Here is a 17175-nt window from a genome sequence, read left to right as displayed (position 1 = left end):
TTATTCTTCGGGTTGTGGGGCATGGTCAAACAGGGTTCCGAACCCCGTGACCGGTTTGTCATAACCAAGTAGATGCAGCGCATGCCAGATCAGGGCCTGATTGCTGGTGATCACCGGCTTGCCGAGTTTCTTTTCAGCCTCGGCGGCGATTTCGGCCGATCGAATGGCCGTGCAGGAAATGAAAACTGCATCGGCATCGGGTGTGTCTGCCTTAAGGGCTGCTTCAAGCAGAATGCCAGGGGGCAGTGCGGTCATGTCCTGATCGCTATCAAGGCCAAATCCCATCAGACGGGTGGCCTCGAAACCCTGTGAGGCAAAGCCGTCGGCGACCGAACGGGTAACGTCGGCAACATAGGGGGTCAGGATGGCAATTTTTTGCGCCTTTACCGCGCGCAGCGCCAATTCACCGGCAAGAAGCGGGTTGGTGACCTTTACACCGGGCATCCCCTGATGGATCCGGGATGCAATTCGTTCCGAACCGGTGACAGCCGTGCCCGACGTACAGCCAAATATCGCGACATCTACCCCGTATCCGGGTAGCAAGGTGCGCGCCGCGCGCGGCAGGTCATCGGCCATCGCACGCAGGTTTTCGACGGTGACCGGATTGGCATTTTCAATCCGGGTGGTGAACAGACGAATATCGGCTGGCAGGATGCCGCGCAGGTCATCCTCGCTGTTGAAGTCAGTCGCCAGTGTGATCAGCCCGATCTTGCCCGCCGGTCCGACCGGATCAGGAAAATAGGGCAGGTCTACCGGCTCTGGCGTGACCGCTGGGGATACGGACATCGTCCTGAACTCCATGGATGGGGCGGTCTTTATGTTTTGATCGGGACCGCCCCGGGTTTCACATGCTGTCGAATTTGTTTCCGGGACAGTGCCCGGTTTCTGCCAGACTGGTGTCGGTTAACGGAACGCCAGTTCAGGCAGGAACAACGCGATCTGCGGCACGAAAATCAGAATCACCGCTGCCAGCAGCAGCATGAAAATGAACGGTGGCGTCCCGCGAATGACCTCGGCATAGGGTCGCCTGAAGATCGCGATGGCCGTAAAGATATCGCACCCGAATGGTGGTGTTGCCGATCCGATCGCGACCTGAAGCGTGACCAGTGTGCCGACCAGAACCGGATCAAGACCGGCCTGATTGACCAGCGGCATGAAGATCGGTGTCAGAACCAGAATGACGACAATCGGGTCGACAAACATGCAACCGATAAAGAACGCGATGCAGATGGCGGCCAGAATGATGTAGGGATTGGCACCTTCAAGACCCAGCGCACCAATGACATGCTGCGGGATCTGGGCAAAGGAAATGACAAACGAGAATGTTGTTCCAGCGCCAACCAGAATAAACACAACCGCGGTAATCAGGCCGGTGGAGCGCGCAATTTCAAGCAATTCGGACCATTTGACCGATTTGAAGATCAGAACTTCAAGAATGATTGCATAAACCACGGCGACGGCTGCGACCTCGGTCGGGCTGACCCAACCCAGATAGATGCCCCCGACAATCAGAACCGGGAACATGATCGCCGGACCGGCATTGATCACGGCCCGTCCGCGTTCCGCCCAGGTCATGCGCGGGATGGTCGGGATATTGTTCTTTTTGGCGTAATACATGCAGTAAAGCGAGAACATGATCAGGATCAGAATGCCCGGGCCAATCCCCGCGAGGAACAGCTCGCCAATCGAAACCTTGCCAACCACACCAAACACGATCATGCCGATTGATGGCGGGATCAAAAAGGCAATGTCACTGGCATTGATGATCAGGGCCATGGCGAATTTGTCTTCGTAGCCGGCCTTGAGCATCTTGGGACGCAACGGTCCCCCCATGGCAACAACGGTTGCCTGGGTCGAGCCCGATACCGCGCCAAACAGCGTACAGCCAAGGGCGGTGGTCACGGCAAGACCGCCGCGCACATGACCGACAAATGTCATGGCAAGGTCAATCAGCCGGTTGGCAGTATGGCCCTTTGTCACGATATCGGCGGCAAAGATAAACATCGGCACCGCGATCAGGGCCACGGGCGAAATGCCGGTGACCATTTGCTGAATCAGGATGCGTTCCGGGATCGGCATATAAAAGGCAAATGCAACGACGCTGGCGGTTGCCAGCGGTACCATCATCGGGAAGCCGAGTACCAGCAGGACCAGCATCACCAGAAGGATTGAGGTTCCAAGATCCATTTTTCCGTCCTCCTTACAGGTGATGATCTTCGGCTTCGAACGTGTCTTCGACCCGATAGGACAGATGGGTCCCCGGTTTGAAGATGTTCGTTGCAGCGGCAAACAGGAACTGGATTCCGGTGACGGTCAGACCGAACGGAACCCAGAGGACGGTGAAGTAATACGGTATGCGCAAGGCCGGGGTCAGGCGGTTCGACTTGATCAGGGACATCACATAATCGACGGAATACCAGGCCAGAAGAAACAGAAGGCAGGCCGTCCCGGTGGTGATGATGATCATCATGATCTTGCTGGTCGTCGGGCCGAGCATGTCGGTAAAGGCGGACATGCGAATATGGCGCCCCATGCGGGCGGCCTCGCTGATGCCGACGAATGTGACAAGAATGATCAGAAACTGATTGAGTTCTTCGGAAAAGAAGATGCTCGAACTGAAGACAAGGCGCATGATCACGTTGGCGACGGTATTGACCGCCATGATCACGATGCTCCACCCCAGAAGCTGACGCTCGATCACGGATAACCCGTCATCAAGACGTTTCAGAATGCCCAACACCCCACCACTCGGGGCGGGGGTCTCCCCGTTTGAACCTGACATACGACCTCCTTGATGCGCGTGCGAGACATTGTTGCAGAACGTGATGTGCGGTGAATGGTTCCCTCCCACACAGTATTGCCGTTCGCTTCGCGCCGGTCTGGTCAGAATAAAAACGCTTTGTGACGGTTCAATCAGATTTTTGTCATGGCACAAAAATCAATACATAACGTCGAAGGCATGAACGCCGGGCATCTGTTCCATGGTATGGCGGATTTGCATCAGCCCGTGATGCAATGTCGGGGTGTCGGGTGCCCCGCCAAGGCAGATGCGAATGGCATTGGGGCGGGGGACCTTTACGGTCATGAAGGGGTCGGAAATCGTAACCGCAATGCCGTTTTTACGCAGTTCGGAGGCAAACCATTCTTCCTGCCAATGGGCGGGAATACGGACCCACGCACTTAGGGATGTCGGGTGATGGCGCACGACCGCACTGCCCAGAATATCGGCGACAAGGGCCTGGCGTTCGCGCATCAGGGCGCGTTGCACGGTGACGGCCTGTTCGACCGTGCCATCGACAATCCAGCGTGCACCGATCTCTGCCATCATCGGAGTCCCCATCCAGCCGGTGACGCGCAACACGCTGCTGGCGCGAATCGACAAGTGCTGGGGAACTGTCAGGAAACCGGTGCGCAGGCCCGGCATGACGATCTTGGTCAGGCTTGAAACATGGAAGCCGAGCTTGGGCAAAAAGCTTGTGATCGGCGGCAGGTTTTGTTCAAGAAGCGGGCGATAAACGTCATCTTCAATGACATACACACCGTAATGTTCGGCGATTTCAGCGATCTTCTTGCGCCGTTCCAGCCCCATCAGACAGTTGGTCGGGTTGGTGAAAATCGGGGTGACGACAAGAGCGCGGATCTGCCGGTTGCGGCATTCGCGTTCAAAGGCATCGGGCAGGATGCCTTCGTCATCGGTGGGCAGGGCGCCGAGTTTAAAGCGCAGGATACTCGCCGTTCCGATGACCCCGTGGTCGGTCAGACTTTCGGTCAGAACCACGTCGTCGGGCTGAACAACGGTGGCAAGGGCCGTGAAAACCCCCTGTGCTGCGCCATTGGTGATCAAAAGATTGGGGATGGCAACATCAACACCATGTCCGGCAAGCCAGGTGCGGCCGATGTCACGGTGATATTCAAACCCGGCGACCGGACGGCAGCTTTCCATCCAGCTGTGATGCGGTTCTTCGGACAGGCGTGTATTGATCTGACGCGACAGATCATTGTGAAAATCGGTATAGGCGGCACGCACGATTGACAGGTCGATCAGGTCGGGTTGCCGACTGTCGAGGATAAAGGTCGATGCCCGGTCGGTCAGGCGCGCCTGGACAAAGGTGCCGCGGCGGCGTTCGGATCTGAGATAGCCCTGACGTTCGACTTCCTTATAGGCCGCACTGACGGTTTGCACGCTGACTTTCAGCCGATAGGCCAGTTCGCGATGGGTTGGCATGCGAACGTCGTGGCGCAATCTGCCCGACTCGATATCGGTGATGATTGCTTCGACCAGTGCCTTGTATTTCGGACCTGTTTCGCCGCTGAGATTGATGTCTGGCAGCCACATTGTTCGATTTCCACCCTCGTTGTTTTGTCGAACCCTAACATGAGCTGCGGGTTAATGTGTAGACGTCAATGTTATTTTGTCATGAAACAAAACTAGCATTGACCTGATGCAGGAACATTTCAACACTTTGCGCGTTCATGACATTGATGTGCCAACCAAACGCCCCTGAATCCGGGTCAAAACTCGGTCGTTGCGCGTAACAATAAGGGAGACTTCGATATGAGTTTGAACAAACTCTTCAAGGCAACCCTGTCTGCTGCCGCCCTGTTCGCAGTAGCCGGGACCGCCGTCCATGCCGAAGAATGGAAATTCGCCCACGAGGAAAGCCCGGGTGATGTTCAGGATCTCTATGCCAAGGAATTCAAACGCCTTGTTGAAGAAAAGACCAATGGCGATGTGACGGTTACCATTTACACCTATGGTCAGCTCGGCACGGAAAACGACATTACCGAATTGACGGCGGCAGGTGCCGTTCAGTTCTCGAACGCGTCGCCGGGTCACCTTGGTACCTTTGTTCCGGAAATCCAGGTCTTTGGTGTTCCGTATCTGTTGTCGCAGGACAACGATGTGAACAAAAAGGTCCTGTCGAGCAGCCCGACCATCTATGAAGGTCTTTCGAAGGATTTCGAGTCCAAGGGGCTTAAGCTTTATACCATGTACCCGGAAGGCGAAATGGTCTGGACCACCAAGAAAGAAGTCAAGAAACCGGCTGATTTCGATGGTGTGAAATTCCGTGTGATGACCTCGCCGATCCTGATCGAGACCTATAAATCGTTCGGTTCCGATCCGGTCGCACTGCCGTGGGGTGAAGTTTATTCGGGCCTTCAGACCAGCGTGATCGACGCACAGGTTAACCCGATCTTCTTCATCGAAAGTGCCAAGTTCTATGAAGTTACCGACTATCTGATCTATGCCGGTCAGCAGCAATACACCACGACGGTGGTTTCGAATGCCGACTTCTATGCAGGTCTGTCTGACGAGCGCAAGGCAATGCTGGCAGAGGTGAAATCCGAACTCGACGACTTCATCTATGAAGCCCAGAAAAAAGCCAACGACGCAGCTCTTGATCGCATCAAGAAAGCCAAGCCGGACATCCAGGTGATTCGTCTTGATGATGCACAGCGCGCAGCGTTCAAAGACGCTTCCAAAGGCATTGGCGCAAGCCTGGTCGAGGAAGTCGGTGGTGACACCAAAGAAGTTCTGGACTCACTTCGCAAGGAATTCGGCACCGAGATGTAATAACGTTTCGCCGTCTTCAACGGTGATCTGACAAAACCCCGCAGCACTTTGCTGCGGGGTTTTTTGTATTTTGAGATTTAATACCAAAAGTTGTATTTTCTGATGGTTGATATCTTGGCGTGCATTTCAAACCTGTGCCGCAAATGACGTATGCATCGCGGATGCCCGGTCTGTTTTCGATGCGCGGGTGCTTGATCGATGGCCGGATCGATGGCTTGACGGGCGGGGCGGACGTTATTGCAAACCTCACAATAACGGGGGTCAGGCGTCTAATACGTGCCCATTCCGATAACCGGTCTGTGGTGTTGAAACTGACGTGAAAGGAACTGGCCGTGAATATGTTCAACCTGCTTCAATGTGCCCGTGATGCTATTTTTCCGGTGCTGATGTTTGCGTTGATGGCGCTTGGAACATTTGTGACCTCGCCCAAGGCAGAGGTCCTCAACCCCAATGGCGTGCCGGTCTCGCCGGCTGAATGGTCGGAAAAGTCGCCTGATTCTGCGGCGGTGACTGTGCGTGATGCGCTTAGCAATTCCGCAAACAGCACTGTCGTTTCAGGGGTGACCAACAGCAATGCTGCGCCTTATCTGAACCTGTCGGGTTCTGACAGTGCCGGTTCGATCTGGTGGCCTGCGGAAAATGGCGGCAATGCCGAAATCAAACTTCAAATCATCAATGCATCCGGCAGTGTGACCGGCAGTTGCGCTGTGTCGTCAAAAAAAGGGGCGTCTGGCAAGTTTGAAACGGTTTGTCAGTAATCCGGATCCCCGGATCAGCGGTGCCGTGACCATCAATGACAAAAATTAAAACAGGGGCCGGTCATGGGCCCGGCCCCTGTTCGTGCACCGCGTCGGGAAGAAGGTTTGACGCGGCGGGGATTATGTTCCGCCGGATTATTTACCCGCGGCGACTTCGTCGGCAACGGCATCGACCGCCTGTTTGGCGATATCGACAACCTTGTCGATTTCTGCCTTGGTGATGCAAAGCGGCGGGGCAAAGCCAAGGATGTCACCGTGCGGCATTGCGCGTGCAATCATGCCGCGTTCAAGACAGGCGGCTGACACACGCGGGCCGATTTTTGCGTTCGGATCGAAGCGTTCCTTTTTGGTTTTGTCTGCAACAAATTCCAGGGCCGCCATCAGGCCAACACCGCGGGCTTCGCCCACCAGCGGATGATCCTTGAAGGTTTCACGCAGCAGATGCTGGAAATAGCCACCGGTCTCGGCCGCATTGCCCGTCAGGTTTTCACCATCGACAATATCAAGGTTGGCATTGGCAGCCGCCGCACATACCGGATGGGCGGAATAGGTCCAGCCATGGCCGATCGGACCCATCTGATCGGATCCCTGTTCCAGGACCTTCCAGACGCGTTCACCGATAATCACACCCGAAAGCGGCAGATAGCCCGATGACACACCTTTGGCAATCGTGATCAGGTCGGGTTTCATCCCGTAATGCTGGGACCCGAAATAGGACCCAGTACGACCAAAGGCGGTAACAACCTCGTCGGCAACCAGCAGAACGTCATATTTGTTCAGAACCGCCTGAATGGCATCCCAGTAACCTTCTGGCGGGGTGATGATGCCGCCCGTACCCATGACCGGTTCGCCGATAAAGGCGGCAACGGTTTCCGGACCTTCGCGCAGGATCATTTTTTCAAGATCATCGGCACAACGTTTGGCAAATTCGGCCTCGGTTTCGCCGGCTTCGGCATTCCAGTAATGGTGCGGGCAGGTGGTGTGCAAAACTGGTGCCCGCGGAAGATCAAACGCATTGTGGAAGGCCGCAAGACCGGTCAGGCTGCCGGTCATGATCCCGGAACCATGATAGCCGCGCCAGCGTGAGATGATCTTTTTCTTCTGCGGAAGGCCGCGGATATTGTTGTAGTACCAGATCAGCTTGATGTTGGTTTCGTTCGCATCCGACCCCGACATGCCGTAATAGACGCGCTGCATGCCTTCGGGGGCGCTTTTGACAATACGGTCCGACAGACGAATGATCGGCTCGTTACTGTGTCCGACATAGGTGTGATAATAAGCCAGTTCCTTGGCCTGGGCATAGATCGCATCGGCGACTTCGGTGCGGCCATAACCGATATTCACGCAATAAAGACCGGCAAAGGCATCAAGGGTTTCTTTGCCTTCGGTGTCATGGATATAGATGCCCTTGCCGCCATTGATGATGCGGTTCGGGGTTTCCCCGGCGGCGTGCTGGCGCATATGGGTGGATGGATGCATGAAATGCGCCCGATCCATCTCCTGCAAGTCGGCGGTGGTGTTTTTGATGACATTCATTTTGCTTCTCCCATGTGAATGCGGTGGTCGTTCTGGCGCATCAGGCCTTGTAGGCGGCGCAGACATATTTGAGTTCGGTGAATTCTTCGAGACCGTGACGCGATCCCTCGCGACCAAGGCCTGACTGCTTGATCCCGCCAAACGGAATGGGGGCGCCGGTGATCTTGACGCAGTTAAGCGCGACCATGCCGTATTCCAGGGCGTTGGAAACCCGTGCTGCACGGTCATGATCATTGGTCAGCAGATAGGCGGCCAGACCATATTCGCTGTCATTGGCCTGTTGGACGACATCATCTTCATGGTCAAAGGCCATGACCGGTGCGACCGGGCCAAATGTTTCTTCGCGATAGATTTGCATATCGCTTGTGACATCGGCCAGAAGTGTCGGGGCATAGAACAAGCCACCCATCTTTTTGCCGCCGGTCAGAACGCGTGCACCTTTGGCGCGGGCATCCGCCACATGCTGGTCGCATTTGGCAATGGCGCGATCATGCATCAAAGGTCCGATTTCGACATGTTCCTCGATGCCGTTTCCAACCCGAAGGGCGGCAATCGCCTTGGCATATTTGTCGAGGAACGCATCATAAATGCCGCGCTGGACAAAGATGCGGTTGGCTGCAAGGCAGTCCTGTCCGCTGGTGGCGAATTTGGCATTGATTGCATGTGCCACTGCCGCGTCGACATCAACATCATCAAACACTATGAACGGGGCATGACCGCCAAGTTCCATCGACATTTTCTTGATGGTCTGTGCCCCTTGTGACAGCAACAAACGCCCAACTTCGGTCGAACCGGTAAAGGACAATGCCCGCACCAGCGGATTGCCGCACAGCTCACCCACCACCGGGTTGGGGTCACCGGTAACGATATTGAACACTCCCGCCGGGATCCCGGCCCGTTCGGCCAGTTCGGCAAGGGCGGTGGCGGAAAACGGCGTTTCGGTTGCCGGGCGGACGATCATGGTGCAACCGGCTGCCAATGCGGCAGCGGCCTTGCGCGTGATCATTGCGCACGGGAAGTTCCATGGTGTGACGGCTGCGGTAACACCGATCGGTTCGCGTTTGACGCTCATATTGCGGCCGGGAAGGTGGGACGTGATGTTTTCAACATTCACGCGTTTGGCTTCTTCGGCGTAAAATTCGACAAAGCTTGCCGCGTAATCGATTTCGCCACGCGCTTCGTTGATCGGCTTGCCCTGTTCAAGGGTCATCAGCAAAGCCAGATCTTCCTTGTTCTCGATCAGAAGATCATGCCAGCGACGCAATGCAGATGCACGTTCCTGGGGCAGCAACCCGGCCCATGCCGGAAAGGCCGCGCGGGCCGCGGCAATGGCCTTGCGGGTTTCAAAGATTCCCATATTCGGGACTGTGCCGATAAAACTTCCGTCGAACGGGTTGGTGACTTCGATAACCTGAAGATTATCGGCCGAGCACCAGCGTCCATCGATATAGGCGTGTTCGCGCAGCAGCCGCAAATCGGCAAGCTGGCTTAACGACACACAACGCTGTTCTTTTGACTGTGCCGTCATTTTGACCTCCTTGAGAACCAGCCGACACTTCCGGTCGAGCCTGTTTGTTGAACTGCAAGGAAGCTATCAGCAGTTTCTCAGAGGAGGTTTCCGAACTCGGATCCAAATGATGCGTTTTTTTTGGTCCGCCATGGTCAAATCCGGATGTTTTTTCTGCACTGGCACAAAACGCCCGGTTTTCAGTCGTCAGGCGATGTCAGGTATTTCTGCATTTCGCGTTTCTGACGGCGCTTTTCGATCACGGTACGGATGATAATCACCAAAAAGAACAGAACAACCACACTGGTCGACATCGGAAAGGCAAAGGGAATGCCAAGGATGAAAACCAGCGCCCCGACGATGCTGCCGCCCAGCAGGGCCATAAACCCGCCAAGCATGACAATGGCCATCACGGCAGCAAGAAATATGGAAGCAACTTTGTTCATGGTCGGCTATTTCAACAATTCAGGGCACATTTAGTCGCTTGTCCGGCTGCTGAGTTGTTTGGTGGTTTGATCCAGTCTGTCTGCAAGGACACGGATCAGCTGTACCGCGACGGCCTGGTCCTGTCGGACAAGGCCAAGGAATTCGGTTTTGTCGAGTTTGAGAACCGTCATGTCCTCGACAGCACGGATGGTTGCCGAACGCGGTGCATCGACCAGAAGGGCGATTTCGCCGATGACTTCCTTGGGATGGACATCGCGCAGTTTCAGGGTTTGTTGTTCCTCGGTGGTCAGCCAGATTTCACCGCGACCGGAAATCACGATAAAGGCGGCATCGCCCGGGTCACCCTGTTTGACAAGGACCTCGCCATGTTTGAAGGTCAGGCGCGGGCTGGTAAAGGCCAGCAGCTTGACGACACTGGGGTCAAGACCGGCAAACAGCGGAATGGTACGCAGCAGCCGGACTTCCTGTTCGATATTGCCATCGGCAAGAATGGCGGCATCGTCTTCGGTTTCGGTGGTGTCGCTGCTGTCATCGTCGGTGTGGCTGCGGCGTTTGACCAGTTTGCCGTTCGACATATGCAGTAATGTATCGAACTTGTCATTGTCCTGATCATCGCCATCAACCCAGACCAGACTGGTATTGTCGTTTTCCCCGGTCAGATAATTGATGACGCTTTCACGGGTTTCACGGTCAAGTGCCGACAATCCTTCGTCGACAACCAGAAGATCGGGATTTTTGATCAGGGCGCGGACAAGGGCGATTTTCTGACGCAGGTTCTGTGACATGCGACTGCCGCCGACACCGACCTGACTTTCAAGACCGAGTGCAACCAGCCCTTCATAAAGGCGGCCTTCATGGGCGATTTCGAACAGGACTTCGCCAACGCGTTCTTCTGAGTGCGCTCGGCCATAGGCAAAGCGACCAAACAGAAGGTTGTCAATGATCGGGGCAGCCGGGGCGTAACCGTCTGCTTCGAAGAAGTCGATATGTTGTGACAATTCTTCTGGCAGGTTGGCGCGAATTTTGGGGCGCGCCTTGAGAATCAGGTCACGGAAATCATCATCAATCACCCGTAAACGGTGGCGGGCCGGGGTCAGTTGCATGGCAACGTCAAGCAGACGGAGCTGGTCTTCTTCGCGCATGTCATCGACAGCAACGCCGTCTGTGCGTTTCAGGATGTTTTTGACATCGGCAATCTCATCGGCCGAGACAAAGCTGTAACGATCGAAAAATTCATGCCCGGGCGGCAAGCCGGTAAACAGTTCTATCATCAGATCAAGTGTTTCACGACCCATCTTGACCATTTTGTCATAGAGGCCGTTTTCCCGAAGGCTTTCCTGAATGTAAGGATGAGACAGGAATTCATAACGCTTGAAATCGGTACGCGATGGTGACCCGAACATCAGGTTCACGCCGACCGGGGCGTTATCATTGTATTTTTCGATGTCATAGGGTTCGACAAGGTCGGACAATTGCCGTTCTTCAAGGATCGCCTTCAGGCGCGGGCGGACATCAAGGATGGCCTCGACAAGGTCAGGGCGTTCTTCGGCATTGATCCGGCGCGACAGGCCGATCCGGTAGATGTCCCGATCCAGACCCACAACTTCAAGCAGGCGCAAAAGTTCGCTGCGCAATTCATCAAGCGACTGATAGCCCGGCCCGATATAATCAATCCATTCGGCAGACGGATCATAGGGGATGTTGCCCGACATCCTGATTTCGTCATACATCTCGCGGGTCAGCTTCCAGGGCAGATCGGCCGGATCTGACAGTTCGATGGTCTCAACGAATTTCGGAAGCGGATATTTGGGATCGTCTGTTTGGTGCTTCCCGTCCTGTCTGGTGCGGGCAAGCGCGTTTTTGGCGTCGGATTTATCAGGGTCCGGATTATCGTTTTCCGCATCCTGATCAATGATGACCGGGCGGTGCTTCAATCCGTAAAACAGGTTATCGGCGATGCTGCCATTAAACAGATAGGCATCCGCCCCGACATAGGCCAGACGCTGGCCAATGACCGCGGGTGGCAACGCGGTTGCATCAAGATCATTGAACTGGATGCGTCCGCTGGTCGGATCAAGAATGCGCGCCAAAAGACGGGCAAGCTGGGACTTGCCGCTGTCGGAGGAACCGGTCAGAAGGGCATTGCCCGGAAGCGCCATGTTAAAGGAAACATTTTCAACAACACGGGTGCCGTCTTCGTCGATCCAGGACAGGGCACTGACATCAAGCGGGCCGGAAAGCGAAGGCGACAAAGGCGCACTAAGCTGATGTTCGGGTGCAAGATCAGGCAGTTCGAACTGTTCATGCAGCTGTTCATATTTGATATGGGCATCTGCCAGACGCTGGTAATAGGCCAGCAATTCTTTCCACGGTGCTGACATGTCCTTATAGGCGGCAAGGGCCGCGACCAGCGCCCCGAAGCTGAGATCACCGGTAATAACCAGATAACCGCCAATCGAATAGAAAAAGAACGGCGTGATCTGGGCAATGAAGTTGTTGAGAAACTTGATAAAGAATTTGCGGTAATAGATTTCCTTGCGGATTTCAAAAATCCGGCCCAGACGCTGGGTGAAATGGGTAAGTTCAAACCCCTGGGTTTCATGGGCGCGAATATCGGTCGCACCACCAACGGTTTCGCCGATATGCTCGGACATGCGGCGCACGTTTTGCACGCGCTGTTTGCCAAGCAGGTTCACCCGGCGCTGCAATTTGGGGATCAGATATCCCTGCAACGGATAAAAGGCGACCGCCGCAAGACCCATCAGCGGGTCCTGGATAAAGATAAAGGCCGAAATCGTGATCAGGATACCGCCCTGATAAAGCGGAAGGGCGAATGCCTCGCCAAAGAAGCCGCCGAGCGGTTCGGCCTCGGCGGTGATCATTGAAACGATTTCACCCTGACTGGTTTTGCGAAAATGCGGCAGGGGAAAGCGCAGGACACGATCAAACAGCTCATAGCGCATCCGTCTGAGCATGCGTTCAGCCATCACGCCCTGATAGACGTTGATGAAATATTTGAACCCGCCATTCACAAACACAAGCGACAGGAAAATTGCCGACAGGGCAAACAGATATTCAATCTGGTTCAGCGGCACGCCAAGAATATCATAGGGCGCGCCGGCACCACCGATGGCTTCGTTGACGATTTGCTTTGGCAGGTCGAGCGAATAATACAGGAAGGGGAATGAAAGCAGCGTCACCACGGTCAGGATGATCTGCTGAAGGCGACTATGGCGCCAGATATAGGCAAAGACCGATTTGGGCATTCGCACGTCCCGTCTGTTGCATTGGAACTTTTTGTTCCTGTCGCTCGTTTTTATTGGGTGCAGTGCAGATTATGCGCAAGGATACCGATCAGCCAAGATCGAAACTTTGTCCTGGCTCGATAAAACCGCAAAATCCGTCTGCAATCGCATCGGGTTTGTCATAGGCCTGATAGTGATAAAGCCACATCTTGGCTTTTACCGCGTCGGGCAACGTGACCAGTTCTTTGTAATGGGCATGGACGCCGGAATGTCTGGGGCCAAGTTCACAATCCTGAAAAATGATATCTGCTTTTTGATACAGCGACATATGGTCGTCGGGATTGAAAATCGCATCTGTCGTCAGGAAAAAGGACTGCTTTTTTCCGTGCCCGAACAGGGCATAGGAATACATGGTGGTTTCATTGGTCACGATATGCGGTGCGGGGATGACATCAAGATGCAGTCCCTGCCAGTCAAAGCCGTCCTTGATGCTGAGCGGGGCAACATCGAAATAGGATGACAACTGGCTGTTGCCATGGTCGCTGGTTTCAAGGCCGCCCCGCAGGGAATGTTCCCACAATGGTTCCAGCAGTTCCTGAACCGCAAACAGCGTGGCGCGATGCCCGTCAAACACAAAATAGTTGGCAAGCGCCATCCATTCCAGACCACCAATATGGTCCGAATGCAGATGGCTGATATAGACCGCATCAAAGTCGTTGGGCATGTAGCCAAGATTGCGCAGCGAATGGCGCGCATCTGAACCACAGTCAATCAACAGGCGATGCGGTTGTGCGTTACCCGACGGGGTCGTTTCCAGAACCATGTTGCTCTGAAAATTGTCGGCTGCCATGCAAAAGGCTGAGCCCGTCCCCGCAAACGTAAGCTTCATTCCCCGTTCTCCCGATATTTTGTCGAAAGATTAGACGAGGTTCGGGGCGTTTAACCACCCCCTTTTATGAGCAAAGCTTGAATTTTTCTTGTCGATGGTGCTCTGACCACCTGTCTTTTAGGTGTCGGATGATCTGTTTTGATCGGAATTCGGGCCGGTGTTTGCCGCTGATTGGGCGGCGGAAAGTTTGCTCATTTCCTGACGTAACGCGCGGAGTTCCTGCATGATTTCCTGATGATCAAATTCGATCTCGTCGCGGGTTTTGTTTTCTTCGACATCGACATGGGTCGACATTGCATCAACCACAATTGCGATGAACAGGTTGAGCACCGCAAATGTCGTGACAAGGATGAAAGGAACGAAAAACAGCCATGCCAGCGGGTAAGACTCCATGACCGGACGGACGATCCCCATCGACCAGCTTTCGAGCGTCATGATCTGGAACAGCGAATAAAGCGACGCGCCGATTGTGCCAAACCAGTCGGGGAAACCCTGACCGAACAGTTTGGTTGCCATGACCGCAGAGACATAGAAAACAAGCGACAGCAATGTCAGCACCGACACCATGCCCGGAATGGCACGCATCAGGGCTTCGACCACCTTGCGCATCGAGGGCACGGTCGAAATCAGGCGGAACGCACGCAGGATTCGCAATGCCCGCAATACTGAAATGCCCTGTCCGGCCGGAAGCAGCGTGATCGCGACAATGGTGAAGTCAAAGACGTTCCAGGCGCGCTTGAAAAAGGCCAGCCGATAAACGGCAAGTTTCATCAGCAATTCGACGACAAAGATCGCAACGGCAATCTGGTCGAGAACATGTAAAACCGTTCCGGCCTTTGCCATGACCGTTTCAGAGGTTTCAAACCCCAGAATTACGGCATTCACAGCAATGACGATGGTGATGAAATTTTTAAAGCGACTGGATTCTACGATCCGGCGAAGAGCGTCCATTCAGGTCTAGGCTCCGTTCGATGAGTATGATGACACCGAAAAGGGGAGAAAATGGGCGCCTGTTCTTGCCGGGATGTAACCGACGGACACATTGCGCCGGAGATCAGCAAAACAGGGCGCGACACGTCAAACCATGAGTATCGCGCCCTGAATTTAAAATCAGTTCAGGCCTTTGCGACCCATTTCAAGGAACTTGTCGCGACGGCGTGCCTTGAGAACACCACCTTCGACATCATCCATGCTTTCAAGGGCCTTGATGATCGCATCACCGACACGTTTGCAGGCTTCCTTGGCGTTGCGCTGTGCGCCGCCAAGCGGCTCGGGAACGATATCGTCGATCACGCCAAGCTGATGAAGATCCTGTGCGGTAAGGCGAAGGGCCTCGGCCGCGGTTTTGGCTTCGTCGCCCGAACGCCACAGAATGGAGGCACAGCCTTCTGGCGAAATCACCGAATAGATCGAGTTTTCAAGCATCAGCACCGTGTTGGCAACCGCAAGCGCAATCGCACCACCAGAACCGCCTTCGCCGATGATGACCGATACCAGCGGAACCTTGATATCAAGGCAGGCTTCGATCGAACGCGCGATGGCTTCGGACTGGCCGCGTGCTTCGGCATCGGCACCCGGGAAGGCACCGGCCGTATCAACCAGGGTCACAACCGGAATGTTGAAACGTTCAGCCATACGCATCAGACGGATGGCCTTGCGGTACCCTTCCGGACGGGCCGAGCCGAAATTGTGTTTCACACGGGTTTCGGTATCGCGGCCTTTTTCATGGCCGATCACCATTACGGTACGGCCCTGAAGACGACCAAAACCGCCGATGATTGCAGCGTCTTCGCCAAACTGGCGGTCGCCGGCAAGCGGGGTGAAATCGTCAAACAGGTTTGCGATATAGTCGGTAAAGTGCGGACGATCCGGGTGGCGGGCGACCTGCGTCTTCTGCCACGGGGTCAGCTTGCCATAGGTGCTTTGCAGCAACTTGGTCAGCTTGTCCTGCAGGCGTGCAACCTCGTCTGCGATGTTGACTTCGTCATTGCCCGTCAGGTGACGGAGCTCTTCGATCTTGCCTTCGAGTTCGGCGATCGGTTTTTCAAAATCGAGGAAGTTATGCATCAGGGCATCATATCCGACTGGGAAACAATGGGGCGGAACATAGTTGATCAACCCGCTACGTCAAGAGTTGACCGATAAGCTATCCATATTTTCCGTTTATGGCGTAAGGTTCGCACTTCATCCAGTGACATTTTGCACGCGGGTTGCCATGACGTCCAGTATCCAGATCACAGTCGCGCAAGTACCTGAAAAAGTTCCGTTTGATCGGCTTGTGGAAATTCTTCTGGCGGCATTCGCCTTTCAGGATGGCATCGTCGATCCGCCAAGCTCGGCAAAGTCGGTGAATGTGTCCGAGCTTCAGTGGCGATTTGCCCGCGATACCCTGATTCTGGCCCATGATCAAAACGGCACCGTGGTCGGACAGGTCTGGATCGAAGATATCGGCAAGGATGCGTACCTATATAAATTGTCGGTGGACCCCGCGATCATGGGCGGGGGTATCGGCCGTGCACTGGTCGAGGCGGCCTGTGCGTTCGCGGCAAAGAACGGCAAGGAGGTGATGCGCCTGCATGTTCGTGTGGAACTGCGCGACAATATCGCGTTCTTTCGCGCCCGCGGATTTGACATTGCGGGCGAGGGCATTCACGACGGATATGATCGCCCGACATTCTGGAAAATGGCCCGGCGTCTTTCGGTCTAGGCGGTCTGTGTTTCCGGAAGACCCTGTTTTGACACTGCATAATAGGGCACATGGGTTTCACCCCATGCCTTAAGGGCCAGGATAATGTCGCGCAATGTTTCGCCCTTGGCCGTCAGGCTGTATTCGACCCGCGGGGGAACTTCTGCATAGACTTCGCGATGGACAAGGCCGTCGGCCTCCAACTCGCGGAGTTGGCGGGTCAGCATGCGCTGGGTCACGCCGGGCATCATGCGGCGCAATTCGTTGAACCGTTTTGTTCCATCAAGCAGATGGAACATCACCACACCTTTCCATTTGCCCCCAATGACATCAAGTGCGCCTTCGACCGGGCAACCGGGACTGCGATTGGGCGGACAGATGGTCATCGTGAAACTCCTTCATGGGCGAAATAGTGCGCATACTGTTGGCGAAAACCGCATAAATCCGCATTAGTATACAAATTGTCACTATAAGCAAAAATTGTGCGTACTTATCACTTTGGTCATTATGCGCTAACTCTTTGGCATTCACA

General features: G+C 54.8%; 15 protein-coding genes. 3 read left to right on the top strand and 12 right to left on the bottom strand.

Going from position 1 to position 17175, the window contains the following annotated elements; all coding sequences use genetic code 11:
• The 4 genes from AUQ42_RS00160 to AUQ42_RS00145 form a co-directional block, all read right to left on the bottom strand.
• Entirely contained in the window at positions 1 to 786 is a 786-nt protein-coding gene (locus tag AUQ42_RS00160; protein ID WP_068517012.1) for an aspartate/glutamate racemase family protein, read from the bottom strand.
• Between the two features lie 117 nt (positions 787 to 903).
• Positions 904 to 2187: a TRAP transporter large permease gene (locus tag AUQ42_RS00155; RefSeq protein WP_068516934.1), complete on the bottom strand. Its 1284-nt coding sequence runs from the start codon at positions 2185 to 2187 to the stop codon at positions 904 to 906.
• Positions 2188 to 2200: 13 nt separating this feature from the next.
• On the bottom strand, positions 2201 to 2782 hold the full coding sequence (locus AUQ42_RS00150) for a TRAP transporter small permease (protein ID WP_228194436.1): 582 nt from the start codon (positions 2780 to 2782) through the stop codon (positions 2201 to 2203).
• A gap of 156 nt (positions 2783 to 2938) precedes the next feature.
• Positions 2939 to 4336, bottom strand: a complete 1398-nt coding sequence (locus AUQ42_RS00145; protein ID WP_068516932.1) for a PLP-dependent aminotransferase family protein — start codon at positions 4334 to 4336, stop codon at positions 2939 to 2941.
• 219 nt (positions 4337 to 4555) lie between these two features.
• On the opposite strand from AUQ42_RS00145, the gene dctP reads away from it, so the two are divergent.
• Positions 4556 to 5575, top strand: coding sequence for a TRAP transporter substrate-binding protein DctP (dctP, locus tag AUQ42_RS00140; protein ID WP_068516931.1), 1020 nt, complete (start codon positions 4556 to 4558; stop codon positions 5573 to 5575).
• Between the two features lie 332 nt (positions 5576 to 5907).
• A complete protein-coding gene (locus AUQ42_RS00135) occupies positions 5908 to 6333 on the top strand; it encodes a hypothetical protein (RefSeq protein ID WP_156480791.1) in 426 nt (141 codons plus the stop codon).
• A gap of 135 nt (positions 6334 to 6468) precedes the next feature.
• Here AUQ42_RS00135 and AUQ42_RS00130 read toward each other — a convergent pair whose 3' ends face one another.
• The 7 genes from AUQ42_RS00130 to AUQ42_RS00100 form a co-directional block, all read right to left on the bottom strand.
• A complete protein-coding gene (locus AUQ42_RS00130; protein ID WP_068516929.1) occupies positions 6469 to 7869 on the bottom strand; it encodes an aspartate aminotransferase family protein in 1401 nt (466 codons plus the stop codon).
• 40 nt (positions 7870 to 7909) lie between these two features.
• The gene (locus AUQ42_RS00125) at positions 7910 to 9397 is read right to left on the bottom strand and encodes an NAD-dependent succinate-semialdehyde dehydrogenase (protein ID WP_068516928.1); all 1488 of its coding nucleotides are present in this window, start codon (positions 9395 to 9397) and stop codon (positions 7910 to 7912) included.
• 179 nt (positions 9398 to 9576) lie between these two features.
• Complete coding sequence (locus tag AUQ42_RS00120; RefSeq protein WP_068516927.1) at positions 9577 to 9822, bottom strand: hypothetical protein; 246 nt, start codon at positions 9820 to 9822, stop codon at positions 9577 to 9579.
• A 30-nt stretch (positions 9823 to 9852) separates the two neighbouring features.
• Positions 9853 to 13089, bottom strand: coding sequence for an ABC transporter transmembrane domain-containing protein (locus AUQ42_RS00115; RefSeq protein WP_068516926.1), 3237 nt, complete (start codon positions 13087 to 13089; stop codon positions 9853 to 9855).
• Positions 13090 to 13177: 88 nt separating this feature from the next.
• Complete coding sequence (locus AUQ42_RS00110; RefSeq protein ID WP_068516925.1) at positions 13178 to 13957, bottom strand: MBL fold metallo-hydrolase; 780 nt, start codon at positions 13955 to 13957, stop codon at positions 13178 to 13180.
• 117 nt (positions 13958 to 14074) lie between these two features.
• Positions 14075 to 14908 (bottom strand): ion transporter, encoded by an 834-nt coding sequence (locus AUQ42_RS00105; RefSeq protein WP_068516924.1) that lies wholly within the window; start codon positions 14906 to 14908, stop codon positions 14075 to 14077.
• A gap of 159 nt (positions 14909 to 15067) precedes the next feature.
• Positions 15068 to 16024 (bottom strand): acetyl-CoA carboxylase carboxyltransferase subunit alpha, encoded by a 957-nt coding sequence (locus tag AUQ42_RS00100; protein WP_068517011.1) that lies wholly within the window; start codon positions 16022 to 16024, stop codon positions 15068 to 15070.
• 148 nt (positions 16025 to 16172) lie between these two features.
• On the opposite strand from AUQ42_RS00100, the gene AUQ42_RS00095 reads away from it, so the two are divergent.
• Positions 16173 to 16664 carry an N-acetyltransferase gene (locus AUQ42_RS00095; RefSeq protein WP_068516923.1) on the top strand — a complete coding sequence of 164 codons (492 nt, stop codon included), beginning with the start codon at positions 16173 to 16175 and terminating at the stop codon, positions 16662 to 16664.
• Here AUQ42_RS00095 and AUQ42_RS00090 read toward each other — a convergent pair.
• On the bottom strand, positions 16661 to 17029 hold the full coding sequence (locus tag AUQ42_RS00090) for a helix-turn-helix domain-containing protein (protein ID WP_068516922.1): 369 nt from the start codon (positions 17027 to 17029) through the stop codon (positions 16661 to 16663). The genes AUQ42_RS00095 and AUQ42_RS00090 overlap by 4 nt on opposite strands.
• Positions 17030 to 17175 lie beyond the last annotated feature (146 nt).

It is taken from the genome of Thalassospira sp. MCCC 1A02491, from assembly GCF_001613785.1.
Lineage (GTDB): Bacteria > Pseudomonadota > Alphaproteobacteria > Rhodospirillales > Thalassospiraceae > Thalassospira > Thalassospira povalilytica.
The sequence above is the reverse complement of the archived record's forward strand: the minus strand, read 5'-3'. Positions and strand labels throughout refer to the sequence as shown.

Bases quoted from the DNA above. Each gene is read 5' to 3' on its own strand.
- AUQ42_RS00160 (WP_068517012.1), bottom strand. From the start codon at position 786: ATGTCCGTATCCCCAGCGGTCACGCCAGAGCCGGTAGACCTGCCCTAT.
- AUQ42_RS00155 (WP_068516934.1), bottom strand. From the start codon at position 2,187: ATGGATCTTGGAACCTCAATCCTTCTGGTGATGCTGGTCCTGCTGGTA.
- AUQ42_RS00150 (WP_228194436.1), bottom strand. From the start codon at position 2,782: ATGTCAGGTTCAAACGGGGAGACCCCCGCCCCGAGTGGTGGGGTGTTG.
- AUQ42_RS00145 (WP_068516932.1), bottom strand. From the start codon at position 4,336: ATGTGGCTGCCAGACATCAATCTCAGCGGCGAAACAGGTCCGAAATAC.
- dctP (WP_068516931.1), top strand. From the start codon at position 4,556: ATGAGTTTGAACAAACTCTTCAAGGCAACCCTGTCTGCTGCCGCCCTG.
- AUQ42_RS00130 (WP_068516929.1), bottom strand. From the start codon at position 7,869: ATGAATGTCATCAAAAACACCACCGCCGACTTGCAGGAGATGGATCGG.
- AUQ42_RS00125 (WP_068516928.1), bottom strand. From the start codon at position 9,397: ATGACGGCACAGTCAAAAGAACAGCGTTGTGTGTCGTTAAGCCAGCTT.
- AUQ42_RS00120 (WP_068516927.1), bottom strand. From the start codon at position 9,822: ATGAACAAAGTTGCTTCCATATTTCTTGCTGCCGTGATGGCCATTGTC.
- AUQ42_RS00115 (WP_068516926.1), bottom strand. From the start codon at position 13,089: ATGCCCAAATCGGTCTTTGCCTATATCTGGCGCCATAGTCGCCTTCAG.
- AUQ42_RS00110 (WP_068516925.1), bottom strand. From the start codon at position 13,957: ATGAAGCTTACGTTTGCGGGGACGGGCTCAGCCTTTTGCATGGCAGCC.
- AUQ42_RS00105 (WP_068516924.1), bottom strand. From the start codon at position 14,908: ATGGACGCTCTTCGCCGGATCGTAGAATCCAGTCGCTTTAAAAATTTC.
- AUQ42_RS00100 (WP_068517011.1), bottom strand. From the start codon at position 16,024: ATGCATAACTTCCTCGATTTTGAAAAACCGATCGCCGAACTCGAAGGC.
- AUQ42_RS00095 (WP_068516923.1), top strand. From the start codon at position 16,173: ATGACGTCCAGTATCCAGATCACAGTCGCGCAAGTACCTGAAAAAGTT.
- AUQ42_RS00090 (WP_068516922.1), bottom strand. From the start codon at position 17,029: ATGACCATCTGTCCGCCCAATCGCAGTCCCGGTTGCCCGGTCGAAGGC.